Annotated in this window: 21 protein-coding genes and 1 pseudogene; 6 read left to right on the top strand and 16 right to left on the bottom strand. The window is 63.2% G+C overall.

What is annotated here, in order from left to right:
- Positions 1-147 precede the first annotated feature (147 nt).
- A complete protein-coding gene (locus AC3IYG_RS21955; RefSeq protein WP_489311580.1) occupies positions 148-1788 on the bottom strand; it encodes a 5-guanidino-2-oxopentanoate decarboxylase in 1641 nt (546 codons plus the stop codon).
- Between the two features lie 192 nt (positions 1789-1980).
- Here AC3IYG_RS21955 and AC3IYG_RS21950 point away from each other — a divergent pair, with 192 nt between their 5' ends.
- Positions 1981-2880 carry a LysR substrate-binding domain-containing protein gene (locus tag AC3IYG_RS21950; protein WP_489311579.1) on the top strand — a complete coding sequence of 300 codons (900 nt, stop codon included), beginning with the start codon at positions 1981-1983 and terminating at the stop codon, positions 2878-2880.
- Between the two features lie 19 nt (positions 2881-2899).
- On the opposite strand, the gene AC3IYG_RS21945 is transcribed toward AC3IYG_RS21950, so the two are convergent.
- Positions 2900-3814, bottom strand: coding sequence for an AEC family transporter (locus tag AC3IYG_RS21945; RefSeq protein WP_489313983.1), 915 nt, complete (start codon positions 3812-3814; stop codon positions 2900-2902).
- Positions 3815-3930: 116 nt separating this feature from the next.
- On the opposite strand from AC3IYG_RS21945, the gene AC3IYG_RS21940 reads away from it, so the two are divergent.
- Complete coding sequence (locus AC3IYG_RS21940; RefSeq protein WP_489311578.1) at positions 3931-4335, top strand: GFA family protein; 405 nt, start codon at positions 3931-3933, stop codon at positions 4333-4335.
- Positions 4336-4533: 198 nt separating this feature from the next.
- Here the strand turns inward: AC3IYG_RS21940 and AC3IYG_RS21935 are convergent, their stop codons facing one another.
- The 12 genes from AC3IYG_RS21935 to AC3IYG_RS21880 form a co-directional block, all read right to left on the bottom strand.
- Complete coding sequence (locus tag AC3IYG_RS21935) at positions 4534-6492, bottom strand: DUF7844 domain-containing protein (RefSeq protein ID WP_489311577.1); 1959 nt, start codon at positions 6490-6492, stop codon at positions 4534-4536.
- Positions 6489-6809, bottom strand: a complete 321-nt coding sequence (locus AC3IYG_RS21930) for a DUF2388 domain-containing protein (protein ID WP_489311576.1) — start codon at positions 6807-6809, stop codon at positions 6489-6491. The genes AC3IYG_RS21935 and AC3IYG_RS21930 overlap by 4 nt, the downstream gene beginning before the upstream one ends.
- Before the next feature lie 266 nt (positions 6810-7075).
- On the bottom strand, positions 7076-7396 hold the full coding sequence (locus AC3IYG_RS21925; protein WP_489311575.1) for a DUF2388 domain-containing protein: 321 nt from the start codon (positions 7394-7396) through the stop codon (positions 7076-7078).
- Positions 7397-7491: 95 nt separating this feature from the next.
- Complete coding sequence (locus AC3IYG_RS21920; protein ID WP_489311574.1) at positions 7492-7701, bottom strand: DUF1127 domain-containing protein; 210 nt, start codon at positions 7699-7701, stop codon at positions 7492-7494.
- Between the two features lie 273 nt (positions 7702-7974).
- Positions 7975-8190, bottom strand: a complete 216-nt coding sequence (locus AC3IYG_RS21915; protein ID WP_489311573.1) for a DUF1127 domain-containing protein — start codon at positions 8188-8190, stop codon at positions 7975-7977.
- 611 nt (positions 8191-8801) lie between these two features.
- A complete protein-coding gene (locus tag AC3IYG_RS21910; protein ID WP_489311572.1) occupies positions 8802-10238 on the bottom strand; it encodes an NAD(P)(+) transhydrogenase (Re/Si-specific) subunit beta in 1437 nt (478 codons plus the stop codon).
- Positions 10238-10558 (bottom strand): NAD(P) transhydrogenase subunit alpha part 2, encoded by a 321-nt coding sequence (locus tag AC3IYG_RS21905; protein ID WP_108099125.1) that lies wholly within the window; start codon positions 10556-10558, stop codon positions 10238-10240. Before AC3IYG_RS21905 ends, AC3IYG_RS21910 begins: the two co-directional genes overlap by 1 nt.
- A 14-nt stretch (positions 10559-10572) precedes the next feature.
- Positions 10573-11694 (bottom strand): Re/Si-specific NAD(P)(+) transhydrogenase subunit alpha, encoded by a 1122-nt coding sequence (locus AC3IYG_RS21900; RefSeq protein ID WP_489311571.1) that lies wholly within the window; start codon positions 11692-11694, stop codon positions 10573-10575.
- 473 nt (positions 11695-12167) lie between these two features.
- Positions 12168-14759 (bottom strand): helix-turn-helix transcriptional regulator, encoded by a 2592-nt coding sequence (locus AC3IYG_RS21895; protein WP_489311570.1) that lies wholly within the window; start codon positions 14757-14759, stop codon positions 12168-12170.
- Between the two features lie 197 nt (positions 14760-14956).
- Positions 14957-16330 (bottom strand): DUF1329 domain-containing protein, encoded by a 1374-nt coding sequence (locus AC3IYG_RS21890; RefSeq protein WP_489311569.1) that lies wholly within the window; start codon positions 16328-16330, stop codon positions 14957-14959.
- A 26-nt stretch (positions 16331-16356) separates the two neighbouring features.
- The gene (locus AC3IYG_RS21885; protein ID WP_489311568.1) at positions 16357-18135 is read right to left on the bottom strand and encodes a DUF1302 domain-containing protein; all 1779 of its coding nucleotides are present in this window, start codon (positions 18133-18135) and stop codon (positions 16357-16359) included.
- 444 nt (positions 18136-18579) lie between these two features.
- Entirely contained in the window at positions 18580-19488 is a 909-nt protein-coding gene (locus AC3IYG_RS21880) for a LysR family transcriptional regulator (RefSeq protein ID WP_489311567.1), read from the bottom strand.
- Between the two features lie 193 nt (positions 19489-19681).
- Between AC3IYG_RS21880 and AC3IYG_RS21875 the strand changes: the two genes are divergently transcribed.
- Together AC3IYG_RS21875 and AC3IYG_RS21870 are read left to right on the top strand one after the other, a co-directional pair.
- Positions 19682-20860: an acyl-CoA dehydrogenase gene (locus AC3IYG_RS21875; RefSeq protein ID WP_489311566.1), complete on the top strand. Its 1179-nt coding sequence runs from the start codon at positions 19682-19684 to the stop codon at positions 20858-20860.
- A 105-nt stretch (positions 20861-20965) separates the two neighbouring features.
- Positions 20966-22189, top strand: a complete 1224-nt coding sequence (locus AC3IYG_RS21870) for a CaiB/BaiF CoA transferase family protein (protein ID WP_489311565.1) — start codon at positions 20966-20968, stop codon at positions 22187-22189.
- A gap of 215 nt (positions 22190-22404) precedes the next feature.
- On the opposite strand, the gene AC3IYG_RS21865 is transcribed toward AC3IYG_RS21870, so the two are convergent.
- Positions 22405-23691 (bottom strand): glycosyltransferase, encoded by a 1287-nt coding sequence (locus tag AC3IYG_RS21865; protein WP_489313982.1) that lies wholly within the window; start codon positions 23689-23691, stop codon positions 22405-22407.
- 141 nt (positions 23692-23832) lie between these two features.
- Between AC3IYG_RS21865 and AC3IYG_RS21860 the strand changes: the two are divergent.
- Positions 23833-23988 (top strand): annotated as a pseudogene (locus tag AC3IYG_RS21860) (efflux RND transporter permease subunit); the annotation flags it as partial.
- A gap of 203 nt (positions 23989-24191) precedes the next feature.
- On the opposite strand, the gene aqpZ reads toward AC3IYG_RS21860, so the two are convergent.
- Entirely contained in the window at positions 24192-24881 is a 690-nt protein-coding gene (gene aqpZ / locus AC3IYG_RS21855; protein ID WP_489313981.1) for an aquaporin Z, read from the bottom strand.
- A 468-nt stretch (positions 24882-25349) separates the two neighbouring features.
- Between aqpZ and AC3IYG_RS21850 the strand changes: the two genes are divergently transcribed.
- Positions 25350-25727, top strand: coding sequence for a hypothetical protein (locus AC3IYG_RS21850; RefSeq protein ID WP_489311564.1), 378 nt, complete (start codon positions 25350-25352; stop codon positions 25725-25727).
- Positions 25728-26144 lie beyond the last annotated feature (417 nt).

Here is a 26144-nt window from a genome sequence, read left to right as displayed (position 1 = left end):
CACGCAGCGATGCCCAACATGGAGTCGCCCGCGACTCCCGCGTCCAGGCTGGCACATACACGCCGGGCCTTGCAGGCCGGGTTTTGGGCATCGCCTACGGCTCAGCACCAACCAACAGCTCTACTGGGTTCAGCGTCGGTTGAGTGCTCAGCGTTGCGCCATCCCGCTCATCCAGGTCTGCTGATCGATCTCGATCAGGGTCGGGCGCTGGCTGTCACGGGCTTTGCGCAGTGCCTCACGCAGGGGTTCGACGCCCTCGACCCGCTCGGCCGCACAGCCGAGCGCCTTGGCCACGCCGATGAAGTCGGGGGTATAGATGTCCACACCCACCGGCTCGATGGCGCGGTTCAGCATGTACTTCTTGATCTCTTCATAGCCCTGGTTATTCCACAGCAGGACGATGATCGGGGTATGCGCCTCCACCGCACTGGCCAGTTCCGAGAGGGTGAATTGCAGGCCTCCGTCGCCGATCAGGCACACCACCGGCCGCCGCGCCGATGGTTCGCGGTTGTCGCCCAGCAAGGCGCCAATCGCTGCCGGCAAGGCGTAACCCAGGGTCCCGTAACCCGTCGAGGAGTTGAACCAGCGGCGTGGCTGCTCCAGGTTCAGGGTCAGGTTACCGGTGTAGACCGGCTGGGTTGAATCGCCGACCAGAACCGCTTCTGGCAGTACCTCCAGCACGGTGTGCAGGAAACATGTCTGGGCCCGGGTCGGTTCATCCCAGGTGCTTTCCAGCTCAGCGCGCAACGCCGCGGCACGCACATGGCCCCAATCAGGGCGACGTACTACCAGTTTTTGCTCGATAAGGCTGGCCAGCAACGCCTGGGCGGCAGTTTCCGAATCGGACACCAGCGCGACCTGTGGCGGATAGTTGCGCACGGTCTGGTCCGGGTCGATGTCGATACGCAGCAGCGCACCGGGAATTTCGAAGCCGCCGGCGAAGGTCACGTCATAGTCGGTCTCGGCCAGTTCAGTGCCGATCGCCAGCACCACGTCGGCTTCACTCACCAGCTGGCGGGCAGCCACGGTGGACTGGGTCGAACCGATCAACAGTGGGTGGCGTGAAGGCAGCATGCCCTTGGCATTGATGGTCAGGGCCACCGGCGCGTCCAGCAGCTCGGCCAGTTGGGTCAGCGCCGGCGCTGCGTCGATAGCGCCACCGCCCGCCAGGATCAACGGCCGCTTGGCCGCTGCCAGCCAACGGCTCATCTCAGCGATTGCGCCTGGAGCGGCACCCGCCTTGAAGACGCTGACCGGCTCGCTGCTGAGCAAGTCGTCGGCCTCTTCTACCAATACGTCGAGAGGGATTTCGATATGCACAGGTCGCGGGCGACCGGCCCGGAACAGCGCAAAAGCACGGGCCAATACCGCGGGCAACTCGGCCGCCGACATCAGCGTGTGGGAGAAGGCGGAGAAATTGGCCACCAGGTTGCCTTGCGATGGCAGCTCATGCAGCTTGCCGCGCCCGCCACCCAACTGGCTGCGCGATTGCACGCTGGAGATCACCAGCATCGGGATCGAGTCGGCATAGGCCTGGGCCATGGCGGTGGCGATATTGGTCATGCCGGGGCCGGTGATGATGAAGCACACCCCCGGTTTGCCGCTGGTGCGCGCGTAACCGTCAGCCATGAAGCCGGCACCCTGCTCGTGACGCGGGGTGACATGCTTGATGCTCGATCGGGCAAGCCCGCGATACAGCTCGACTGTGTGTACGCCCGGTATGCCGAAAACCTGCTCAACACCATAGCGCTCAAGTAGTTGCACCAATACTTCGCCGCATGTCGCCATCTTGGTATGTCCTGTACGTGTCGTGAGGTTGTGCTCCACCCCGAGTTTCCGCAGGCTGCTATCCGAGACCGTTAGGCCACGGGCAGGCGCGGGAGAGGTGCGCAGAAGGGTCAATTGGAACCGTCGGCGAGCCGCTGTGACAACGCAAAATTTGTCATACTAGGCATGTCCTCACCTCATGCCTGAGCGCCCATGAAACGGCTACCCCCTCTGCCTGCTCTGCATACCTTCCTGGTCACGGCCCAGTGCTGCAACTTCACGCGGGCCGCCGATCTGTTGCACATCACCCAGGGTGCGGTGAGCCGGCAGATTGCGGGTCTCGAGAGCCATCTGGGGTATCCGCTGTTCCAGCGTCAGGCGCGTGGGCTGAGTCTGACCAGCCAAGGACGGGAGCTGTTTCCACGTATCCAGCAGGTGTTCGCCCTGATCGACGAGGCGGTCGAGCAGGTGGGTGCGAAACGCGAAGCGCTGCAACTCAAGGCCCCGACCTGTGTCATGCGTTGGCTGCTGCCGCGTCTGTTGCAATGGCAGGCGGTGCGCCCGGACGTGCCGGTCGAACTGACCACTACCGTGCAACATGCGGTCGATTTTCGCCGTGAGGAGTTCGACGCCGCCGTGGTTTATGGTGCGCGTCCGGTCAACTCGGTGGTTGTCCATCACCTGTTTGACGAGCAACTGACACCGGTCTGTGCCCAGCAATTGATTGCCGGCCCGGTTCCGCTCAAGACCTTGGCCGATCTGGAGCAGCACATGCTGTTGCACCCGACCCGCGATCAACGTGACTGGGAAACCTGGCTGAATGTTGCCGGCACCAAGGTCAGCAATATCGCCAAGGGCCAGCATTTCGACACGCTGGACCTGGCCATGACGGTCGCCTCGCAGGGGACTGGCGTCGCGATTGGCGACTGGGCGTTGATCGGCGAGGATCTCAGCGCCGGGCGGCTGGTCACGCCCTTCGACCTCAAGGTTCGTACGGGCGCCGCTTATTACCTGGTTTATCCAGAGCGCCCTGATCCTTCACCGCAGTTGCGCGAGTTGATCGACTGGCTGCTCGGGCAGGCGGCCGAACGCCCGGATCGGCCCGCCAGTTGAGTCCCGCAGGGCGTCGGGGTTAACCCGCGCTGCCCAGCACGTGCAGCACCAGCAACAGGCTACCGGCCGCCAGCAGCGTCTGCAGGGTGATGAGGCCGGCCATCAGGTGGCTGTCGCCGCCGAGCTGGCGCGTCAGCACATAGGCGGTGGGCGCCGTGGGCAGGGCGAAGAACAGCACCAGCACGGCGCTTTCCATGGCCGGCAGGCCGACCACGCGGGCGACCGCGAAGGCCAGCAGCGGCATCGCCAGCAGCCGCAGCGCACAGTTCCAGGCCAGCGTCGGTACTGCGCCGCTGAGTTCCTGCGGGCGCAGCGCGGCGCCGACGCAAAGCAAGCCGAGCGGCAAGCTGGCGGCGGCGAGCAGGCCGAGCAGGCGATCCGTGCCCCCGGGCAGGCCGAGGCCACTGAGGTTGAGCAGTGCCCCGGCGACGCAAGCGACGATCAGCGGGTTCTTCAGCACTGGCAGAAGTAACGCCCGCAGGCTGAGCCCGCGTTCGGCGGTCAAGGCCCAGACCGACAGCACATTCACCGTTGGCACCATCAACGCCAGCATCAAGGCGGCGAGGGTCAGCCCCTCCTGGCCGAACAGGCTGGCGACTGCCGCTAGGCCGAGGTAGGTGTTGAAGCGCAGGATGCCTTGGCTGATGGCGCCGAAGCGCGCGGCTGACCAGCCCCACAGACGCTTGCCGAGCAACAGCGCCAGCCAGGCCAGGCCCAGGCCGAGCATCACGGCCAAGGCCAGGCGCGGCAGTGCCGGGTTATCCAGCGGTGCGCTGGCCAGGCTGCTGAACAGCAAGGCGGGAAACAGAATGAAGTAATTGAGGCGTTCGGCCGCCGGCCAGAACGCCTCACCGGGAAAATCCCAGCGGCGCAGGGCGTAACCGCCGACTATCAAGGCAAACAATGGCCACAAGGCCAGCAACAGATCGATCACGCACACCCCCGCTGACAGGCGCCCATCTTGGTCAGCCACCTGCGGCGACGCAAGGGCGAGGTGCACCGTGATGCACGTCTGGAGTAGGCTGATGCGCGGCATGACGGAGGTGAATCATGAGCGACCTGCACAGCGGCGGCTGCCATTGCGGCGCCTTGCGTTACCAGTTCCGCGCACCATTGGCCGATATCGCCCACTGCCATTGCTCGATCTGCCGGCGAACCACTGGCGGCATCGTCACCACCTGGATCACCGTGCCGCTGTCGGCCTTCCAATGGATCGCCGGCACGCCCGCCGAATACGCCTCGTCGGCAACCTGCACGCGGCACTTCTGTGGCCATTGCGGCGCCCATCTGACGTTGTTCACTGCGCTGAGCGCGCAGACCCTGGACATCACCATCGCCACCCTCGATCACCCGGAACAGGCACCAGCGGACCGGCATATCTGGACCAACAGCCGCCTGCCCTGGCTGCATCTGGATGAGCAGTTGCCGGCGGAGGATGAGGAACGGATTCCGTAGGGCGTAGGTTGGGTAGAGCCGCTTTTAACCCAGCGGTGAGAAACGGCTAAACGCCGGCGGACATAATGGGTTATGTGGTCGTTACATGTTGAAAAGCGCGGCGGCTGTTTGTAGGCGCGGGCCATGCCCGCGAAAGCCTCCTAAGCAAAAGCCTCGCGGGCATGGCTCGCTCCTAGGGTTTTTGCGCTTCTCCAGTGCTTATGGTAACTCCAGCCCGCCACTGGCCTTGTGCAGGGCGCGCAGGTGCTCGCCGAGTTGTTTCAGGTTGGCTTCGCCGGCCTCCAGCTCGGCCAGGCGCTCGGGCTCCAGCAGGCTGCGCACTTCCTGGTCGAGGTCATCGCTGAGTTGCCGCAGCTGCTGCTGGCGGCTGTTGCTTTCCTGCTCCAGGTGCTGCCATTCGGCGGCTTGCGGCAACCCGTAACCGCCCTCCAGCAACTCGGCCGGGCGACTGAGGAAGCCGCTGTTGGCGAGAATTTTCTCCAGGGTGCCGCCGGCCTTGTCGACGCTGCCATCCTTCAACTCGCGGCCGCTCAGGTAGCGGCGCTTGAGTTCATCCTGGGCCAGCAGCAACTGGCGCCGCTGGGCCGCCTGCTCGAGCAGGAGCAGGGCGGCGCTGGTGCGCAGGTCGGCTTGGGCGAACCACGGCCGGCGCTCGCTGGTGTCCAGGGTCAGCCAGTCGTCGACGGTGTCCTGGGGGATGGGCAGGAGCTCTTTGAGCACCAGGAACATGGCCTGATAGCGGTCGCGGAAGGAGTCGAAACGGTAGCCCAGGCGCAGCGCTTCCTTGGGGTCGTCAAGTACGCTGCGGTCGGCCAGGCCGCGACCTTCGAGCACGTCCAGCAAGCCGTTGGGCATGATGCTGTCGAGGCTGTTCAACTCCGCGCGCGCGCTGCCACTGCGCAGCAGTTTGAGGGTTTCCACGGCGCAGTTATTGGAGACGAAATAGTAGTTGCCGTCGTAGCTCCAGTGCTGCTCGGCGGCATGCTCGACCAGCGCCTCCAGCTCCGCTCGCGTGAGTTTCAGCGGCACCGAGGCAAGGCCGCGCAGCTCGACTTTGGTGTACTCGTCGATGACCTGGCCGAGTGGCAGGACGAACAGCCGCGATGGATAGGCGCCGGTCAGCCCATCCCAACTGGACAGTTGCACGTCGCCGACGAACGCGCGGTAGGACAGCACCAGGTGCTGATCCAGGTCCAGCCGACAGTCCGGCCCACGCGGGCGGCCGGGCGCGCAGATGACCAGGCGCAACATGCTGTGACCCCAGCGACTGGCCCACTGCTGATTGGCCTCGGCGAGCAGGTAGTCGACGGCATAGACCCGCTCCGGGTCGAGCTTGCCGAGCGGTTGGCGGGCGAAATCACGTCCGGCGTTCAGGTAGGCCAAGCCGGGTGCGCAGGGCTGTGTCGTGCCCGGCGCCCAACCGAAATGCGCGCGGAAATAGCGGTACAGCGCCGGCCGCCGACAGGCGTAGGCGGGGTCGAGAAGGAAGTACTCCATGTTCACCGCGACGAACTCGCGCGGGTTGCTCAACTCGTAGCTGTCCGGGCTGCGTGCGACCTGGCGATTGCTCTGTTCGCGTTCGCCACGGCGGCCTACGTATTGCGCCCAGCCAGCCAGGTCGAGCAGGCGCGGGTCATCGCTGACGGTGAAGCGGCGTGCGGTCTGCCCGCGACAGTCATCCGCCAGGCCGACTTTGCCCTGGCTCGCCGCTTGTTGCTGGCAGCGGCGCAGCAGGGTTTTTTCCGCTGCCGGCCACAGCCGCGCACGGTCGTAGAGGTGAGTCAGCTCATGCAGGACGGTGGCCAGCAGCTCACGCCGCAGGGTGCCGTGGGGGCGACGGGTGGCTGCGCTGGCGGCGGAGCCATCGGCCAGGGCCGGCAGCAGCCTGGCATTCAGCACCAATGCATCGGGGCGGGTGGCGCGGCCAAAGGCGTTGGCCGGTAAGTCGTGGCTCCAACGGACGTCGACGCGCCGATCCAGTTGCGCGCTAACAACTGGCGGCAAGGCGCCGAGGGCTTCATCGAGCAGGGCTTGGCTGGCGTGCTGTTGTTTGGCGTCAAGCCCGGCGCGGTCCAGCACCAGGCGCAGTTCAGCTTGGGTGCTGGTACCTGTGAGCAGTAGTGCGGCAACCAGCAGCCCGGCGCTGACTGGCCTCACAGCGCGAGAATGGCTTCGGCCAGAACTTGATCGCTGGCGTCGCGGGCTTCGGGTACACGGCTGCGCAGGGTGCTGAACGCTGCTTCCAGTTGCACGCCACGGATGGCGCCCTGGCTGGCGACAAAGCTGGCGGCATCGTCGCGGGCTTCGAGGACTAGTTTGGAGTCGCGAATCGAGGTGGTGGTGTCCGAGGTGAAGTCGAAGGTGCGAGCAACGGCATTGATGATGACGTTGCTGGATGCGACCAAGGTCTGCGCCTGAGCGCTGCCGGCGGCGATAAGCAGGGCGAAGGCTGCGACGGTGAGCGGGCTACGCATGGGGTGATCTCCGGTTTGTAACTGTGCTGGTGATGATTGGACGAGTATGGCCGGCGCCAGTTCCACCCTGCGCGGGTTAATTCGGCGTGGCCGGGGCTGGTGCCGTGGCCGGCTTGGGGCGCCGAGACTCATGCAAGGTTGGCGGTTCAGTCGGAGAGGCGCTGCGCTGTCGAACGGGCAACGAAGGCCTGCGCCCGGCTACCGGCGATGGCTGAGCCGGATACAGGGCGCTGAGATGGGCGCGGTCGAGCCTGAGGCCGCCAGGCTTAGAGCGTGAGAATCGTCTGGGCCAGTTGCATGTCGCTGCTGGCTCGCAGTTGCGGGGCGTGTTGGCGGATATGGCGCAGAGCTGCCTCCAATTGCGCGCCGCGAATCTGGCCTTGGCTGGCGACGAAGCTGGCGGCGTCATCGCGGGCGGCGCGGACGATCTTGTCGTCGTTCAATGAAGATGAGATGTCGGAGGTCGCATCCGAGGTGGCCCCGATGGCCCCGACCACGGCGTCGGTGGTGACGACAAAACTGGTGGCCGAGGCGCTGGTGGCAACAGCCAGGAGGGCAGCGGCGCTAAGCAGGCGCAAACGGTACATGGCGGAACTCCTCTGAATAGCAAAAACGAGGCCGTTGGGCCTCTTGGGCATTGCTATTAGCCTAGCTCAGCCTGAGCCGCCCGCGCCAGATGGGTTCAGCGCCAGAACGGCTTGCTCAGTTCGGCCATCCGTTCGGATTGGGTAATGCCGGCATCGGCCAATTGCCGATCATCCAGTTGGGCGAGCTGCCGGCGGGTACGGGTGTGTTGGGCCCAACGACTCAAGCAGGCAAGCAGCCGCAGCGGCCAGGCGCTGCGTGGGCTCGCTGTGAGCGTGGGTGTGGCGAGGCGTGCTGTGCGTTCCATGGCACTGTCCTTCCCGCATCGGCGGCGGGGTTGGGGTATGGGGAACCATGGTCCCGTTTACCGAGCCAATCCGGCAGTCACAGTGCAGGAGAATTGTGCTGGAGCAATTTTTGTGTTTATGGAATTGTACTGGTAGCTTGCGGCTTGAGCTGTGCTGCTCGCCCAATGCGCCCGGGCCATAACGACAAAGCCCGCCAGCAGTGACCTGTGGCGGGCTTTGTTGTGTACTGTTCGGGTGGCTGATGCTGTGTCGCTAGCCCAGCCAGGTGCAGCTTAACGCCAGAACGGCTTGCTCAACTCGGCGTAGCGTTGTGCTTCGCTGATACCGGCATCGGCCAGCAGGCGTGAATCCAGGCGGGCCAACTGGTGGCGGCTGGAAATTCGACGCTGCCACAGCAGCAGGTTGGAGAGCGCGCGGAACGGCAGAGCGGCTTGAGCTTTGGACGAAGTGTTGCTGAAGAACATGTCGGAACTTAGGGTGCGTTCCATGGTGTACATCCTTCCGCTTGTGGCGGGATTGGTTATTTAACTGGTGCCCATGATCCTCCTGTAACACCTGACCCTGTAGTCACAGTTGTTTTAAATTGTGCTGGTCGGCATGCCCTTTTTTGGGGACTGTTTTGTTACTTATCGAAGCAACTGTACTGCTGTGCACCAAAAAGATGCATTTCTATCGATAAAAAGCTGACTAATTGCCCAGATTCGTAACCAATAGGAACGTCTGACCAGTACAGTTTTGCAAAGTTGAAAGGTGTTTTACCTGAAGAGTCCTGACAGCAGCAGAGTTTTTGCCGCAAAGCCTCGTCTGTACGGGTCAGATCATCGGCCTGACGCTGCTTCGACCGTCGCTCAATGCACCATGCTAGAGCCTCTGCGAACAGATGAGGGGGTGCGCGGTCCGGATGCCGTGCATGCCGACGTGCGTGCAGTTCTAGCCAGAGCGGCAACCTGATGCGCATTCTGTATCGGTCGGCCGGGGCCGTTGCGGCGAACAGTTGGCTGCGGCACATCGGTCTGCGCGATGTGCCCCAGGGTTGCGCCGGGCGGAAAAGAAAAAACCCCGGCACTGGGCCGGGGTTATGTCATGCGGGTTAGCGGTCTTAATCGACTGCTTTGACCATATCTTCGATGACTTTCTTGGCGTCGCCGAAGACCATCATGGTCTTGTCCAGGTAGAACAGTTCGTTATCCAGACCGGCATAGCCGCTGGCCATCGAGCGCTTGTTGACGATGATGGTCTTGGCTTTGTAAGCCTCGAGAATCGGCATACCGGCAATCGGCGAGGTGGGATCGGTCTTCGCCGCCGGGTTGACCACGTCGTTGGCGCCGAGCACCAGCACTACGTCGGTCTGACCGAATTCGGAGTTGATGTCTTCCATCTCGAACACCTGCTCGTAAGGCACTTCGGCCTCGGCCAGCAGGACGTTCATGTGCCCCGGCATCCGCCCGGCAACCGGGTGAATGGCGAACTTCACGGTGACGCCACGGTGCGTCAGCTTCTCCGCCAGTTCCATCAATGAGTGTTGGGCGCGTGCCACCGCCAGGCCGTAGCCCGGTACGATGATCACGGTGTCGGCGTTGGTCAGCAGGAACGCGGCGTCGTCGGACGAGCCGGACTTCACCGGGCGCGCTTCTTTGTCGCCAGCTGGGCCGGCTGCGTCAGTTGCACCGCCGAAACCACCAAGGATCACGTTGAAGAACGAGCGGTTCATCGCCTTGCACATGATGTACGAGAGGATCGCACCCGAGGAGCCGACCAGGGAGCCGGCGATGATCAGCATCGAGTTGTTCAGCGAGAAGCCGATACCGGCCGCTGCCCAACCCGAGTAGCTGTTGAGCATCGACACCACCACCGGCATGTCCGCGCCGCCGATCGGGATGATGATCAGCACGCCCATCACGAAGGCCAGCGCCAGCATCACCGCGAACGCCGTGAGGTTGCCGGTGAACATGAACACCAGGCCCAGGCCCAGCGTGGTCAGGCCGAGCACCAGGTTCAGCTTGTGCTGACCGGCGAACTGTACCGGTGCGCCCTGGAACAGGCGGAACTTGTACTTGCCCGACAGCTTGCCGAAGGCGATCACCGAACCGGAGAAGGTGATGGCGCCGATGGCCGCACCGAGGAACAGTTCCAGGCGGTTACCGGCTGGGATGGCGTCACCCAGTTGCTTGACGATACCCAGCGACTGCGGTTCAACCACGGCAGCGATGGCAATGAACACCGCAGCGAGGCCGATCATGCTGTGCATGAAGGCGACCAGCTCAGGCATCTTGGTCATTTCGACGCGTTTGGCCATGATCGAACCGGCGGTGCCGCCGACCAGCAGGCCGACGATCACATAGCCGATGCCTTGGGTGGCAATGTCCGCGCCGAGCTTGAACACCAGGCCGACAGTGGTGATGACGGCGAGCGCCATCCCGAGCATGCCGAACAGATTGCCGCGCCGCGAGGTAGTCGGGTGCGACAGGCCCTTGAGCGCCTGGATAAAGCAGATCGAGGCGATCAGATACAGGGTAGTTACCAGATTCATGCTCATTACTTGTCACCCTCCGCTTTCGCCTTGGGCGCTTTTTTCTTGAACATTTCCAGCATCCGGCGGGTCACCAGGAAGCCGCCGAATACGTTAACCGCGGCCAGCGCCACGGCCAGGGTGCCCATGGTCTTGCCCAGAGGGGTTACGGTCAGTGCCGCAGCCAGCATGGCGCCGACGATGACGATCGCGGAAATCGCGTTGGTCACCGCCATCAGCGGGGTGTGCAGTGCGGGGGTAACGTTCCAGACCACGTGGTAGCCGACATAAATGGCCAACACGAAGATGATCAGGTTGTAGATACCGGGGGAGATCAACTCTTCCATCGTCCTATCCCTTCTTATGCGTTCTTACGGATGACTTGGCCATCGCGGCACATCAGGCACGCGGCGACGATGTCGTCTTCGAGGTTGACGTGGAACTTGCCTTCGCCGTCGATCACCAGCTTGAGGAAGTCCAGCAGGTTGCGTGCGTACAGGGCCGAAGCGTCTGCGGCGACCATGGAGGCCAGGTTGGTGTGCCCGACGATGGTCACGCCATGCTTGATCACCACTTGGTCGGCCTCGGTCAGCGGGCAGTTGCCGCCTTGCGCTGCCGCCAGGTCGATGACTACCGAGCCTGGTTTCATCTGCGCCACGGTTTCGGCGCTGAGCAGTACTGGCGCCTTGCGGCCCGGAATCAGTGCGGTAGTGATGACGATGTCAGCCTGCTTGGCGCGCTCGTGCACGGCAACCGCCTGACGCTGCATCCACGAGGCCGGCATCGGCCGGGCATAACCGCCCACGCCTTCCGCGCACTCGCGTTCTTCGTCGGTTTCATAAGGCACATCGACGAACTTGGCGCCGAGCGACTCGATCTGCTCCTTCACCGCCGGACGTACGTCCGAGGCTTCGATCACCGCGCCCAGGCGCTTGGCCGTGGCGATGGCCTGCAGACCGGCTACACCGGCGCCGAGAATCAGCACGCGGGCGGCCTTCACGGTGCCGGCGGCGGTCATCAGCATCGGCATGAAGCGCGGATAGTGATGGGCCGCGAGCAACACGGCCTTGTAGCCGGCGATGTTGGCTTGCGAGGACAGCACGTCGAGGCTCTGCGCACGGGACGTCCGCGGCGCGGCTTCGAGGGCGAAAGCGGTGACGCCGCGTTCAGCCATCTGCGCGATGTTTTCGCTGTTGAAGGGGTTGAGCATACCGACCAGCACGGCGCCGGGCTTGAGCTGGGCCAGCTCGGCGGCGTTCGGGGCGACCACCTTGAGTACCAGATCGGCACCCAGGGCTGCGGCGGCATCGCCGATGGTCGCGCCAACGGCTTCATAGGCACTGTCCGGAACGCTGGCATTGATGCCGGCGCCGCTTTGGACGGTGACCTGATGGCCTTGGCCGATCAGTTTTTTCAGCGTTTCGGGCGTTGCGGCAACCCGCGTCTCGCCAGTAAAGGTCTCGAGAGGAACACCAATGTGCACTTAAAATCTCCTGCGTGATCGTTTTTAAAAAAACCAGAGCACTACGGATGGCGCACTGGGGGTGGCGGATCATCACAAACCCGCACGGACTGCCATGCAACCGGCGGGGCGCGGCATTTTGCAGGCGAACCGCGAGGCCTTCAAGAAGTTCTGAAGGTTGACCTACAGATAACTACAAGTCATTGGGTGACTATCGGTTTCTGTCGAGGGGCGGCAAGCGGCGTAATTGCAGGGCTACAGCCTAATACCGGGGCTGTGCGCGGGGAAATGACATCCCTGACGTGAATAACCGTTCATCAGGTCAAGGCTGCGTCCATTGGGCGCGGTAAATGTCCAGTATTATCTAGCTAAGTCTTTGTTAATAAATGACTTTAGTGACAAAAATCAGCCTCGGGCGGTGTGCCGGGCTGTAGCAGGCTATATTACTGACTACGGGGTCAGGTATGTTTTTTTGCAGCCATCCACGGGGGCACTCAGGCCAGCAGCCCCAAGCTCTTGGCGCGCATCAGCGCTTGCGTGCGACGCTTTACGCCGAGCTTGCTGTTGATCTTTTTCGTATGGGTTTTCACCGTATTGACCGAAATGAACAGGTAAGTGCCGATTTCCTGGTTGGAAAAGCCTTCGGCGAGGAGTTGCAAGACGGCCCGTTCGCGTTGGCTGAGCAGGGCGTTGCCCTCCGCTGGCGCATGGCTGGCGGGTTCGTCGGTTTTCAGCGCGCTGACGCCGATGGCGCTGGCTGTGCAGTTCGGCCAGTCTTGCAGCATGCCGTGCAGGCCGAGGTCATGGGCCTGCTGCCACGCGCTGTATTCCATGCCCGGCGCATCGGTGCGACCGAGGCGCTGCCCGGTTTCCGCCAGCGCCAGCTGAACCTCGCAGGCCATGGGTTTGAATTGCAGTGCCTCGCATTGCTCGAGCAGCGCCTGCAGCAGCCCTTCGGCCTGCGCCGAATGCCCGGCGACGTGCAGCGCACGGGCTTGCAGCAAGCGATTGCGCAGCGGCAGGGTGGGGTAGTCGAGTGGTGCCATCCACGTCGGTTCAGCGTTGAAGAAGTGCTGAATCCTTTCAGCGATCGCCGCGATACGCTCCCAGCGCCCCTGGCGGCTGAGTACGCGCATGCTTTGCAGCAGCTGCACGCCGCGGTAACACAGGCGCCAGACCTGGCCGCATTGCATCTGCCGTTCGGCTTCGCGCAAGTACAGGAAAGCCTGATCGAATAGACCCTGGCGCGAACTCAGCTCGGCCAGCCCGAGATAGCCGTGCAGTACGAAGGGGTCGGCGCACTCTTGCGCCTGGGCCACGCCAATCTGCAAGGACTGCTCGGCCTGGCTGTGCTCGCCGTGCAGCAGATGCAGCTCGGCCTGCAGCAGATGCAGGCGGCCGAGCAACAGGCTGTCGACGGTTTTGCGCGAACCGATCAGGGCAAAGCTCTGTTCGATCAGGCTCTGCGCCCGTGGCAACTCGCCACGCAGCAGCAGCAGGCGAACCCGGTCGAGGTTGATCAGCACTTCGAACAGCAGGCTGCCCCGCCGGCGTGCCAGTTCCAGCGCCGAGCGCAGGTAGTCGGGAGCGGCCTGTGGATTGTGGGTGGCCATGGCTACGCGCGCCAAGGTCGAATAACACAGCAGCTTGGGCATCCAGTCGGCTTCCGGCAGGTGCTCCAGGGCCTGCAGGCAATGGCGTTCGGCCTCCGCGGCGCCGATGTTGCAGCGCAAGGCGGCCAGCGCACCGCGCAAGGCTTGCCAGTTGGCGGTCAGGCGCTGCCCACGGCGCGCGCTGGGCTGTGGCTGGAAGCGCGCGAGCTGGTCGATACAGGCTTCGGCTTGCTCCAGGCGCCAGCTCAACAGCAGAGCCCAGGCGCTGAGCGTCAGCAGCCGCGGCGTGCTCTCCAGCAGTACGGCCGGCAGCCGCTCGCGCCAGGCCAGCAGGTGGGCCAGGTGTTGTTCGCCGGTCAGCCATTCCTGGCCGAGGCGTTCCAGGTAATTGGCGGCGACTTCCGGCTGGCCGGCACAGAGTGCTTGTTCGATGGCATCCTCGACCTGCCCGGCGGCAATGAACATGCGGCAAGCGCGCAGGTGCAGCTGTGTCGCAGCGGCTGGGCTGAGGCGGTTGCGCAGCACGCGGGCGACCACGGGCAGCACGCGATACCAGATACCGTCCTCATCCAGCGGCATGAAGAACGCCTGGCGTTGCAGCAGCCGTTGAAACAGCTGGGCGCCGTCGCTGTCTTCCCACAGGTGCTGGCAGAGTTCGGCGGAAATCTTCGGCAGGTGCACCAGGGCCAGCAGGCAGCGGGTTTCTTCCGCATCGAGGCGGTTGAGCAGTTCGTGGTCGAGGTATTCCTTCAGCCAGCAGTGGTGGAGGGTTTGGCCACTGGTACCGGCCGAACCACCCGGCTGCTGGGCTTTGCTCGACAGTTGCAGGCGCGTGCCGGCGCACCAGCCTTCGGTTTCCTGCCACAGTTCGCGGCGCATGGCCTGGCCGCTTTGGGGCGCGAGCAGGTCGATCAGTTGTTCCTGTTCGCTGCGGCTGAAGGCCAGTTGATCGGCCTCCAGTTCCAGCAATTCACCACCCAGCAACAGGCGTGGGAGGTTCCAGTCCGGTCGTTGCCGGGCACTGACCAGCAGGTAGAGGTTGGGTTGCGGCCGCGCCAGCAGTTGATCGATGCAGGCGTCCAGCTCGGCCGCCGGGTTGCTCGGGTAGTCGTCCAATACCAGCCACACCGGCTGGTTCTGGGGGCCGAGCAAGTGCAGCAGGTTGGGCATGCTGGCGGGCGTGGCGCGGTCGTCGAGGGCGCCGGCGATCTGGCTGAGCAGGTGCTCGGCACTCAGCGGCTGGCCGGCCAGGCTGAGCCAGATGACGCGACTGTGTGTCGGCAGCTGGCGCAGGTATTCATTGAACAGCACGCTTTTACCGAAGCCGGCGGGGGCCACCAGCAAGCGCAGGCGGACGTCCTCGGCGTGCAGCAGGTGCACCAGGCGCGGGCGTGGCAGGTGCGCGGGCGGCAGGCGCGGCACATTGGCAACAGACGCACCGGGTAGGGCGATACCGGAGCATGGGCGCGGCATGGGCGGTTCTCGCGGATTGTAGTTATGGATGAACCGAGGTTTTGCACCCTAGCCCGATCATCCTTTAGGGGGAAGCAGGATGATTACGGCTGATACTGCGCCATAAAGCTATACGTATTTAGGTGGATACGACAACGCCCCGCATGCGGGGCGTTGTCAGTGCTGGAACGCGGCGCCAGGCCGCGTGGGGGGGTAGGTTAGCGCACGCCGGCATTACGCAGCGCGGCTGGGGTGTAGTCAGCGCCGCTGGCCTTGAAGCCGAACTCGATGCCGTGCTTTTCCTCGTTTTTCATGCCCAGGGCGATGTAGCGCCCGGCGATGATGTCGTACAGCGCTTCCAGGGTGAAGGTCGCCACCTGCTGTTTGTAGTGGTAGCTGGCATGCCCCTCGCCAATGCGCCAGAGTTGGCCGCGGCCGTCGTAATGGTCGGCCAGGGCGACTTGCCAGCTGTCCTCGTCGACGAACAGGTGGCGTTTGGCATAGATATGTCGCTCGCCTGGCTTGACCGTGGCTTCCACTTCCCAGACCCGGTGCAGCTCGTAACGGGTCAGGTCCTGGTTGATATGCCCGGCCTTGAGCACGTCGTCGTATTTCAGGCTGGGCGAGTCGAGCTTGTAGCTGTTGTAGGGGATGTACATCTCCTTCTTGCCGATCAGTTTCCAGTCATAGCGGTCTGGGGCGCCGGAGAACATGTCGAAGTTGTCCGAGGTGCGCAGGCCGTCGGCGGCGGTGCCCGGGCCATCGTAGGCAACCTGCGGGGCGCGGCGTACGCGGCGCTGGCCGGCGTTGTAGATCCAGGCCAGGCGCGGTTCCTTGACCTGGTCGATGGTCTCGTGGACCAGCAGCACGTTCCCGGCCAGACGCGCGGGCGCTGTAACCCGTTGTTTGAAGTACAGCAGCACGTTGTCGGCTTTCTGCAGGTCGACATCCTTCATCTCGGTGGGGAAAGCCACTTCGTCTTCAAAGTGCACCATGCTGAAGGAGCCGCTGGTTTGCGGGGTGGCCTGGGTGACCAGACGCCGGGCATTGCCGCCGCGGTAGCGGGTGATGTGGTTCCACACCACTTCCACGCCGGTCTTCGGAATCGGGAAGGCGTAGTAGCGGCTGTCGCTGAAGTTGGACAGACCGTTACCGCCGTCCACCGGCTGAGTATTGACCGCGCTCTTCTTCGCCGCGTCGTAAATCGCCTGAGGGACGGCAGCCGTGCGGTGGGTCGCGTAGACCGGGATTTTGTATGTGGCGGCATAGCGCTTGAACATCGCCAGCTGGCCGGGCGACAGCTTGTCCTTGTACTGCTCGACGTTGGCCGCGGTGATGGTGAACAGCGGCTTCTCGTTGGCGAAGGGGTCGGCGAGGAAGCCGTTGGCGTCCATCGCGGCGGCGTTGGCCGGCAGGCCGCCGGTCCACTCCGGGATGCTGCCGTCGGCGTTTGCGGCTTTCTCCGCGCCCAGCGGCGTCAGGGTCGTGCCGAGCTTGGCCGCTTCCTCGGGGGAAACCGCGGCCATCACGCTGCTGGCCAGGAAGGAGAGGGCCATGGCGGCGCCAAATTGCATGAATCGTTTTGTTTTCATGGTTCGAATCCTTGTGCGAGGCGCGCTTAGAAGTTCACGCCGAAGCTGAGGGCAACGAAATCGCGGTCGGTGATCACGCTGTAGTCGCCACCGAAGAAATCGGTGTAACTCAGGCTGGCGGTGTAGAGGTTCTGGTATTCGGCGTTCAGGCCGAGGCTGATGGCTTTGGAACCTTCGATGAAGTTCGGCCCATAGCCATCGACGTCATGCGACCAGGCCACGCTCGGCGTCAGGTTGATCCCGGCGATCACGTTGCTGTAATCCAGGCTGGCGCGTGCGCGGTAGCCCCAGGAGCCGCTGGTGTAGAAGCCCTTGTCGTTGCATTCCTGCGGGTTGGCGGCGTTGAAGGCGCGGCAGGTGGGTTGCGAGGACAGCTCGCCCGGGCCAAAGATCGGGTCGCGGCCGAAGCGCAGCTCGCCGACATCGTCACTGATGCCGTTGATGTGGTTGTAACCCACCTCGCCCACCAAGGTCAGGCGGCTGGCGCCCAGCACCCGGTCAACGAATTGTGTCGCGGTGACCTGCGCCTGGGTGACCGCGCGGCGATCGTAGCCGTGCAGATCGCTGCCGGCGGTGTTCTGTGAATGACCGGATTGGAAGATCGGCGAGAGTGACAGGCCAAGAGCGCCGAAGGACAGGTCGGTGGAGTTGATCTGCAGCGGCATGTTCGGCCGGTAGCTGACCTCACCAGACAGTGCGGTGCCTTCGATGTTGGTCTGGAAGCTCAGGCCATAGAGGCGGATATCCTCGGGGTATTCGATAAAGTAGCGAGCGTTCGGTGCACCCGGAATGAAGGCCGCCGAGGGGGTGGTGGTCCGAATGGTGCTGAACACCGGGCCACGGCTGTGGTAGTTCATCGCGTAGGCGCCGAACTCGGTGTCGTTCAGCTCTTCGGCGAACCAGCGCAGGGCCAGGCCGAACTGGCCGCTGTCCCGCGCATCGCGGTCACCGGCGCGCGGGATATAGAGGTTGCCGCCCTGCGCTACGCCCGCGAGGGTGTTGTTGGAAACCCCTGGCGGCAGGTCCGGGCCGGCGACCACCAGGCGATCGGTGCAGCCATCGGCGACCACATCGGAGGTGGAGAAGAACGTGCCGCAGTTATCCACCACGGTCTGGTCCCACTCCAACTGATAGAAGGCCTCCATGCTCACGGTGTCGGTCAGGCTCTGGGACAGGTAGAGCATATTGACCGGGATCAGGCCTTCCTTGATTTCCGCGCCTGGACGGCGGAAGGCGGCCACATCGACCGGGTTGATCGAGTTGATGCTGTTACCGATGAAAGTGCTCTCGCCCCAGCTGACCACCTGCTTGCCGGCCCGCACGCTGCCGGGCAGATTGCCGATGGTGTAGTTGTGATAAACGAAGGCGTCGAGCAACTGCGAGCCGGCAGACTTCGCACCTTCCTTACGGTTGTGATCGTCGATGTCGTAAAACTCGCGGTGCTCGTCCTTCAGCTCGAAGTCGTACCAGTACTTGCCGCGCAGAAACACCCCGGTATCGCCGTATTTCAGCTCCAGGTCGTGGATGCCCTTGAAGATCTTCGAGAAGGTTTTGCCGTTCTCGAAGTTCAGCCGGCCGTCGTCGGAGGTCCGCGAAGAAGCCTTGCCCCCGCTGACTGGCGCGATGAAATCCGGGTCGGCGCTGCGAGTCGACCAGCTGGCGCCCACCGACAACTGCGAATCGAACTGCGCTTCGATCTCCCCGATATTGAAATTGATGGCGTGAGCCTGGGCGCTACAGCCCAGGGCAACGGCGGCGGCCAGCAGCTGCGGCCGGAAGATTCCGCGCATTGTTCTTGTTGTCATGCGGCTCTCCTGAGGAGGATTAAGTGAGCCGTCATCCTAATCAGCCGAAAGACTGGCCATAACTGCCTAAAGGGGCGATTTCATCTATCACCCAGGTGGGTGATAGCCGCTTGAAAATGCGCCTTTCACGGGTTTTGGCCAGCGTCCGGGTGCGGCGCTTTGGTCTGGGTGCGGGCTTTATGTTTCAAGGCTGATACCGAGGGTTACAGCCGGGTCGCCTGGGCGCGGGCAGAGCATCGGCCCGTGTTCAGGCGTGATTGGCGCCACCGGCTATGGTGGCCTGAGGTGGCCTGCGCAGGGGGGCATGGCAATGCCGACAGACAATTCCAATAGCCAAAGGCGCAGCGTATGCCCGAGTTTTTCTACACCGCGGCCAGCAATACCGGGCGGCTGACTGTCAGCATCTGCAGGTGATTCCGGCCGCCGGTTCGCTCGACGCGGATCTCACCGGCGCCCAGTCTCGCTGCGGTAGCGCCGTGCCTCTTCCACCAGCCAGTCGCGGAAGGCGCGCAGGGCCGCTGACTCGACTTTGCGCTCGGGGATGATCAGGTAATAGGCCTTGTCGCTCATGCAGGCGTGCTCCAGCGCCACTACCAGCCGCCCCTCGGCCAGCTCGCGCTGGATCAGGAAGGGCGGAATCAGCGCGACGCCCATCTCGTGCATGGCCGCCTGGGCCAGCATGGAAAACAGCTCGTAGCGCGGCCCGGTCATGTCACGCGGTACGCTCAGGCCCAGGGAGTTGAACCACTGGCGCCAGGCATAGGGGCGGGTGCTCTGTTGCAGCAGCGGCAAGGCGGCGATGGCCTCGCCGCTCAACCGCCCGCCTGCTGGGAGCAGCTGCGGGCTGCAGACCGGCAGCGGGTTTTCCGGCATCAGGAAATGCGATTCGGTACCCGACCAGTCGGCATCGCCAAAATACACCGCGGCATCGAACTCGGTGTCGGCGAACAGAAAGGGCCGGGTGCGGTTGGTCAGGTTGACCGTAACTTCCGGGTGTAGCGCCTGGAAGCCTTTGAGCCGGGGCAGCAGCCACTGCGTGCCGAAGGTTGGCACTATGGCCAGCTCCAGGTTGTTGGCGCCGTGCTGGCCCATCACCGACAGGGTGTCGCGCTCCACCGCATCCAGCTGTGCGGCCACCCGGCGGCTGTAGGAAAGTCCGGCCTCAGTCAGTTGTACCCCACGGCGCGAGCGGCGGAACAGGGCGATGCCGAGAAATTCCTCAAGGCCGGCGATTTGCCGACAGATGGCGCTCTGGGTTAGCGACAGTTCGTCGGCCGCCTTGGTGAAACTCTGATGCCGGGCGGCGGCCTCGAAGCTGATCAGGGCGCTGGTGCTGGGGATCTTGCGGCGCATCTATGCGATAGCCTCACTTAAAAGCGGAGTAAATGCCCCTTAAAGCTATCTCGAAGTGACTAAAGCGCACAACCGCTTGCGAAATCCTCGTTTGCCCAGCCCGCTATCAACGCCTAGGATCAATGCACGCATGCAGGTCGGGCCTGGCACCGTTCAGCCCCCACTCCTTCCTTTCATTTTCGAGGTTTTCGCGATGGCTAAGGCAAGCTTCAACTGGATCGACCCCCTGTTGCTCGATCAGCAACTGACCGCAGAGGAACGCATGGTGCGCGATAGCGCCCAGCAATTCGCCCAGGACAAGTTGGCTCCGCGCGTGCTCGAGGCTTTCCGTCACGAAAAAACCGACCCGGCGATTTTCCGCGAAATGGGCGAAATCGGCTTGCTCGGCGCGACCATTCCGGAAGCCTACGGCGGCAGCGGCCTGAACTATGTCAGCTACGGTCTGATCGCCCGCGAAGTGGAGCGGGTCGATTCCGGCTACCGCTCGATGATGAGCGTGCAGTCTTCCCTGGTGATGGTGCCGATCAACGAATTCGGCTCCGAGGCGACCAAGCAGAAATACCTGCCGAAACTGGCCAGCGGCGAGTGGATTGGTTGTTTCGGCCTGACCGAACCGGACCACGGCTCCGACCCGGGCTCGATGATCACCCGGGCCAAGAAAGTCGAAGGCGGCTATCGCATCAGCGGCGCCAAGATGTGGATCACCAACAGCCCGATCGCCGACGTGTTCGTGGTCTGGGGCAAGGACGACGAAGGCGACATCCGCGGCTTCGTCCTGGAAAAAGGCTGGGAAGGCCTGAGCGCCCCGGTGATCCACGGCAAGGTCGGCCTGCGCGCTTCGATCACCGGTGAGATCGTGATGGACAACGTGTTCGTCCCGGAAGAGAACATCTTCCCCGACGTGCGCGGCCTGAAAGGCCCTTTCACCTGCCTCAACTCCGCCCGTTATGGCATTTCCTGGGGCGCGCTGGGCGCTGCCGAGTTCTGCTGGCACACCGCGCGCCAGTATACCCTCGACCGCAAGCAGTTCGGCCGGCCGCTGGCGGCCAACCAGTTGATCCAGAAGAAGCTGGCGGACATGCAGACCGAAATCACCCTGGCCCTGCAAGGTTGCCTGCGCCTCGGCCGGATGAAGGACGAAGGTACCGCAGCGGTGGAAATCACCTCGATCATGAAGCGCAACTCCTGCGGCAAGTCCCTGGATATTGCCCGCATGGCCCGCGACATGCTCGGCGGTAACGGCATCTCCGACGAGTTCGGTGTGGCCCGTCACCTGGTCAACCTGGAAGTGGTCAACACCTACGAAGGCACCCATGACGTGCACGCGCTGATCCTCGGTCGCGCGCAGACCGGCATCCAGGCGTTTTTCTGATTTGCAGGTAGGTTGGGCCGCAAAGCCCAGCCTACGTCCAACGTAGGCGCCTGAATTTTCGCGGCTGAAGCCGCTCCCACACTGATCTCCCCATCAGAGGTTTTCATGCCCGGTGCTCTGTCCCACCTCCGCGTTCTCGACCTGTCCCGCGTGCTTGCCGGTCCCTGGGCTGGGCAGATCCTGGCCGACCTCGGTGCCGAGGTGATCAAGATCGAGCGCCCCGGCAATGGCGACGACACCCGTGCCTGGGGCCCGCCCTTCCTCAAGGATGCCGCCGGCGAAAACACCAGCGAGGCCGCCTACTACCTGTCGGCCAACCGCAACAAGCAGTCGGTCACCGTCGACTTCACCCAGCCGGAAGGCCAGCGCATCGTCCGTGAATTGGCGCTGCAGTCGGACATTCTGCTGGAGAACTTCAAGGTCGGCGGGCTGGCCGCTTATGGCCTCGACTATGCGTCGTTGAAAGCCATCAACCCGCGACTGATCTACTGCTCGATCACCGGCTTCGGTCAGTACGGGCCCTATGCCAAGCGGGCCGGCTACGACTTCATGATTCAGGGCCTCGGTGGCCTGATGAGCCTGACCGGGCGGCCGGACGATGAAGTCGGCGGCGGGCCGGTCAAAGTTGGTGTGGCGCTGACCGATATTCTTACCGGGCTCTACTCGACCGTCGCCGTGCTCGCCGCCCTGGCGCACCGCGAGCAAGGCGGCAGCGGTCAGCATATCGACATGGCGCTGCTCGACGTGCAGGTCGCCTGCCTGGCCAACCAGGCGATGAATTACCTGACCACCGGTGTGGCGCCCAAGCGCCTGGGTAACGCGCACCCGAATATCGTGCCGTACCAGGACTTCCCGACCGCGGATGGCGATTTCATTCTCACCGTGGGTAACGACGGGCAATTCCGCAAATTCTGCGAAGTCGCCGCGCACCCGGAGTGGGCGGACGATCCGCGTTTTGCCACCAACAAGCAGCGGGTGGCGAACCGCACGCTGCTGATCCCGCTGATCCGCCAGGCCACGGTGTTCAAAACCACCGGCGAATGGGTGACGGCGTTGGAGCAGGCGGGTGTGCCGTGCGGGCCGATCAACGACCTGGCGCAGATGTTCGCCGACCCGCAAGTGCTGGCCCGTGGCCTGCGCGTCGAGTTGCCCCACGCTTTAGGCGGCACGGTGCCACAGGTGGCCAGCCCGATCCGCCTGTCCGAGACCCCGGTGGAGTACCGCAACGCTCCGCCGTTGCTGGGCGAGCACACCCTCGACGTGCTGCAGCGGCTACTGGGGCTCGACGTCGCACAGGTCGAGGCGTTGCGCCAGGCGGGCGTGGTTTAGTCCGTACTGGACTTCCGTTTTGCCACCGGGACGGGTGCAGCGAGAGGCCAAAGCTGCAAGCCTCCAGGAGGCCTTCGCCGCACGCCCGTCGCGCGCCAGTCCGAGGAAGCGGTCGTCGTCCTCGCGCACGCGGGGCCCCAGAAACACCTGACGAGTATGAGGCCATGCCCGATCCTGGATTTTCGCCTTCGCGGAAAAGACGGTGCTGAAGGCGATTAATCCCGGCGGTTTTTCGCCTCGATCCATTGCGCCATGTACTTGGTACTTTTGTGCTGGTGGTGGCGCAGCATGGCGCCGGTGAAGTTCTGTTGACGATGTTCGGCCAGGTTCGCCCGGCATTCGGCGATGCGCGCCAGCAAGGCCGTGGCGAAGCGTTTGCGCTCATAGCGGGCGGCCAGCAGCGCCCAGCCGTTGGCTTGCGCCTGCTGCCAGCGGGCCTGGTCCTCGTGCAGCTGCACGGCGGCCCCGGCGAGGTCGCGGGCGTTGCTGGCCACGCTGCCGGCCCAGGGCAGGTCACCGGCCATGCCTTCCTGGCCAATCGGGGTGGTCACGTTGGGGGTGCCACAGAGCATGGCATCGGCGATCTTGCCCTTGATCCCGGCACCGAAGCGCAGCGGCGCCAGGCACACGCGGGCGGCGGCCATCACCTGCAAGGCGTCTGGCGCCCAGTTCATGATATGGAAGCCTTGCGCGGCGTTGTGCAGCGCGGTGGCTTTGGGCGGTGTGTAAGCGCCGTAGACATGCAACTGGGCGTGCGGCAATTGTTGACGGATCAGCGGCCAGATCCTCTGCTTCAGCCACAGCACGGCATCCCAGTTCGGTGCGTGACGGAAGTTGCCGATGCTGATGAAGTGCGCGCGCTCGGCAAAGCCGGGCACCGGCAGCGGGCTGCTGTCGAGCAGCAGCGGGCAGTGCAGCAGCAGCGCCGGCGGTAAGTGGAATTGCCCACAGAGCAGTTCGATCTCCGCCTCGGAAATCATCAGGCTCAGATCCGAGCGGTAGATCGCCGCGATCTCCCGTTGCGCACTGTCGGTATCGGCCATGCGCTGGAACAGTTGCCGCGGGTTCAAGGCGAACAACTCGGCAAAGTCATCGCCATCATCGGCGGCCAGGCGTTCCTTCAGCAACTGCTGGCGGGCATCGCGCAGGCTTTGCAGGTCGCAGGTTTCCAGCACGCGCAGGGCCTGCGGGCATTGCTGCTCGACCCGCCAGCCGAACTGTTCTTCCATCATGAAACGGTCGAACAGCACCACGTCCGGGTTCAGATCGCGGACGAAGCTGTCGAAGCTGCTGTTGTTCAGCTCAATGGCCTGTTCGCGAATGCCCAACGCGCCCAGGTCGGCCTTATGCTCGCCCTCGCTGGCGGGGCTGCTGAAGGTGATTTGCCAGCCCTGTTCGAGAAAGCATTCGAGCAGTTGCAGCATGTGCCCGCCCGCCGCCGAAGAACGCGGTTCGGGCCAGACGTAACCGATCACAAGCAGGGTGTTTGCCGTTGGCGGCAGGGGCGGGTTCACAAGCGGAATTCCTTGAGCGGACGAATATTCGATGGCGGCGGGCGGACGTGTGCCGGGCGTAATTATGCGCGATGCGCGGGCTGTCGGAACCGTTCGCGTTGCGTCAGTTGGCGCGGCGCGAGCACGGCTATGAGCCGTTACGACGCGCTGGTGGACGCCTGCCACAAGCGCGCCCGGCCGATTCTGATGACCACCACCGCCTTTGGCCTGGGCGCTGAACCCCGTTTCCACCAGCCGATGGCGGTGGTGGTGATCGACGCGCTGATTACCTCAACGGCGCTCAGTAGGAAGAAGTAACCGACGCTACGCTAACCGCTGGCTATGCGCTTGCTGACCTTGATGCGCCTGTTAATCCCTTCCACGGCCTGGGTCTCAAGGCGGCAACCGGTGAGCGGCTGAGGGGAGCTGAAATAAAAAAATCCAAGCCTGTCGGGTACAGGCCTGGATTCCTCAAGGCTGAGGTAAAGTCGTAGTGGGTAATGCCTTCGTCAGTCGCGGTCGTGGGCAATCAGCCGATAGACCAGCGCGCCGATCACCGCGCCGAGAATTGGCGCGACCCAGAACAACCAGAGTTGAGCAATCGCCCAGTCGCCCACATAGAGCGCCACAGCTGTACTGCGTGCCGGATTGACCGAGGTATTGGTCACCGGAATGCTGATCAGGTGGATCAGGGTCAGGGTTAAACCGATGGCGATCGGTGCAAAACCCTGCGCCGCCCGGATCGAGGTGGCACCGAGAATGATCAGCACAAATACCGCGGTCAGAACCATTTCACTTAAAAGCGCCGCACTGATCGAGTAGCCGCTTGGCGAGTGTTCGCCGTAGCCGTTAGCGGCAAAACCGCTGGAGGGATCGAACCCTGTTTTACCGCTGGCAATCAGGTAGAGCAAGCCGCCGGCCAGAATGCCGCCAACGACCTGCGCTGCGATGTAAGGCAGCAACTTGCGTGTAGGGAAGCGCCCACCGACCCATAAGCCGACGGATACGGCAGGGTTGAGGTGAGCCCCGGAAATCGGGCCCAAGGCATAGGCTATGGTCAGCACGCTTAACCCGAATGCCAGTGACACTCCAAGATAGCCAATCCCCAGATCCGGTATTGCTGCGGCTAAAACCGCACTGCCACAGCCGCCCAGTACCAACCAGAATGTTCCGAGTAATTCCGCCCCATATTGCTTCATGGTTATCCCCCGATATAAATAAACGTAGCGCCGTTGGTTCAACTACCAAACGTCGATCTGTTGTGCATGGTTGTTAATGTGTAGTGCCTAGCCCCATTCGACTTATAAATAATCAAAAGGGATTGAGTTCCTGGACTTAGGGGGGCGCAGGGCGCTCTTCTCAAGTTGCTTCCTAAGTAGTGAAAACTTATCAGTGACAGAGGGTCACTGAATTATTTGTCAGATTTGTTCAGGTTTTCCGTGACGCAACTGCGGCAGTTTCAGATTAAAAGCAGCTCCATGAGTACATCTGTTTGGCGTGTTTCCACGCCTGAGCCTGAGACACCTGCATGGGAATCTGAATAATTGTGGTGGGGCGCTCGATACATTGGGTTCTGTTGTTAGATTTACTGTGCCTCAGTCTCAACTTTAGTTAAGTGTCTGAGGCTATGGCGTACGGTGAAGCGCGTGGTCAAAGGGGCGGTTGAAATGGTCGAGATTGAGGACGATATCGGCCTTGAACAAAAGGCAATCGGCTTGAGACGAGGTGTGGGTTCGGGCATGCCTCGTGGCTACTTCGACGCTGGCGGATATGTGCTATTCGGCGTTGAAGTGGTGTCAGGACTTGTCGCGTTGTTATCCGTGTTATCGCTAGTCAAACTGTCTGTATGCCTCTATCAAAATGACCGGGTTTTACCGCTTGATGCGCTTTATAGAAGCAAGTGGGCAGTGGAGAGCGTGGAGCGCAATACGGCTCTGCTCGATATGCGCCGGCAGGTGGGGGAGGTGATGGTGGGTTCTGAGCTCAACCCGCAAGGCGGTACTCAGTATCATTTGCAGTCTTTTGGCGCGCGCTGGGCCTTCTGAATGGACTCAGGTGTTCGAGGGGCTTTCTTAATACTTTGCAGTCGTCCTAGGCGTGTTGGGCGAACCGCTCAATCAGGAAGCCCAGCAGGCTGCATATGTTTGCCGTTGGCTATAAACGGCATGCACGCTCAGCTCCCGCGGCTTGTTTTCGGAAGTAGCGCAAGTAGTTGCCCCGATTTGATCATAGGGTTGGCCATCGAGGTCGATAGCAGTGCTATGCCCGTTCAGCGCGGGCAGTGGACCCGAGCAAGGTTACGGCCTGGAGCTGGCCTTTGTTGGCAGTGTTATTGGTCGTCATGCTGACGCAGCGAATGCGTCTGCAAGGTCGGCGCGGGTATGGGCTTTAGTCTCTGTTTCGAGCTCGCGGCCATGCATTAGCGCAGGCGCCCTCCCTGGGCTGCACGACGGCTACGTCGA

Source organism: Pseudomonas sp. KH_027, from assembly GCF_057838565.1.
This window is presented reverse-complemented; position numbering and strand designations above follow the sequence as displayed.

What these genes read in the sequence shown, in the direction of transcription:
- AC3IYG_RS21930 (WP_489311576.1), bottom strand. Translation starts at nt 6,809, where the DNA reads ATGCGTAGCCCGCTCACCGTCGCAGCCTTCGCCCTGCTTATCGCCGCC.
- AC3IYG_RS21885 (WP_489311568.1), bottom strand. Translation starts at nt 18,135, where the DNA reads ATGACAACAAGAACAATGCGCGGAATCTTCCGGCCGCAGCTGCTGGCC.
- AC3IYG_RS21955 (WP_489311580.1), bottom strand. Translation starts at nt 1,788, where the DNA reads ATGGCGACATGCGGCGAAGTATTGGTGCAACTACTTGAGCGCTATGGT.
- AC3IYG_RS21925 (WP_489311575.1), bottom strand. Translation starts at nt 7,396, where the DNA reads ATGTACCGTTTGCGCCTGCTTAGCGCCGCTGCCCTCCTGGCTGTTGCC.
- AC3IYG_RS21870 (WP_489311565.1), top strand. Translation starts at nt 20,966, where the DNA reads ATGCCCGGTGCTCTGTCCCACCTCCGCGTTCTCGACCTGTCCCGCGTG.
- AC3IYG_RS21950 (WP_489311579.1), top strand. Translation starts at nt 1,981, where the DNA reads ATGAAACGGCTACCCCCTCTGCCTGCTCTGCATACCTTCCTGGTCACG.
- AC3IYG_RS21895 (WP_489311570.1), bottom strand. Translation starts at nt 14,759, where the DNA reads ATGCCGCGCCCATGCTCCGGTATCGCCCTACCCGGTGCGTCTGTTGCC.
- AC3IYG_RS21920 (WP_489311574.1), bottom strand. Translation starts at nt 7,701, where the DNA reads ATGGAACGCACAGCACGCCTCGCCACACCCACGCTCACAGCGAGCCCA.
- AC3IYG_RS21850 (WP_489311564.1), top strand. Translation starts at nt 25,350, where the DNA reads ATGGTCGAGATTGAGGACGATATCGGCCTTGAACAAAAGGCAATCGGC.
- AC3IYG_RS21880 (WP_489311567.1), bottom strand. Translation starts at nt 19,488, where the DNA reads ATGCGCCGCAAGATCCCCAGCACCAGCGCCCTGATCAGCTTCGAGGCC.
- AC3IYG_RS21905 (WP_108099125.1), bottom strand. Translation starts at nt 10,558, where the DNA reads ATGGAAGAGTTGATCTCCCCCGGTATCTACAACCTGATCATCTTCGTG.
- AC3IYG_RS21875 (WP_489311566.1), top strand. Translation starts at nt 19,682, where the DNA reads ATGGCTAAGGCAAGCTTCAACTGGATCGACCCCCTGTTGCTCGATCAG.
- AC3IYG_RS21890 (WP_489311569.1), bottom strand. Translation starts at nt 16,330, where the DNA reads ATGAAAACAAAACGATTCATGCAATTTGGCGCCGCCATGGCCCTCTCC.
- aqpZ (WP_489313981.1), bottom strand. Translation starts at nt 24,881, where the DNA reads ATGAAGCAATATGGGGCGGAATTACTCGGAACATTCTGGTTGGTACTG.
- AC3IYG_RS21915 (WP_489311573.1), bottom strand. Translation starts at nt 8,190, where the DNA reads ATGGAACGCACCCTAAGTTCCGACATGTTCTTCAGCAACACTTCGTCC.
- AC3IYG_RS21940 (WP_489311578.1), top strand. Translation starts at nt 3,931, where the DNA reads ATGAGCGACCTGCACAGCGGCGGCTGCCATTGCGGCGCCTTGCGTTAC.
- AC3IYG_RS21910 (WP_489311572.1), bottom strand. Translation starts at nt 10,238, where the DNA reads ATGAGCATGAATCTGGTAACTACCCTGTATCTGATCGCCTCGATCTGC.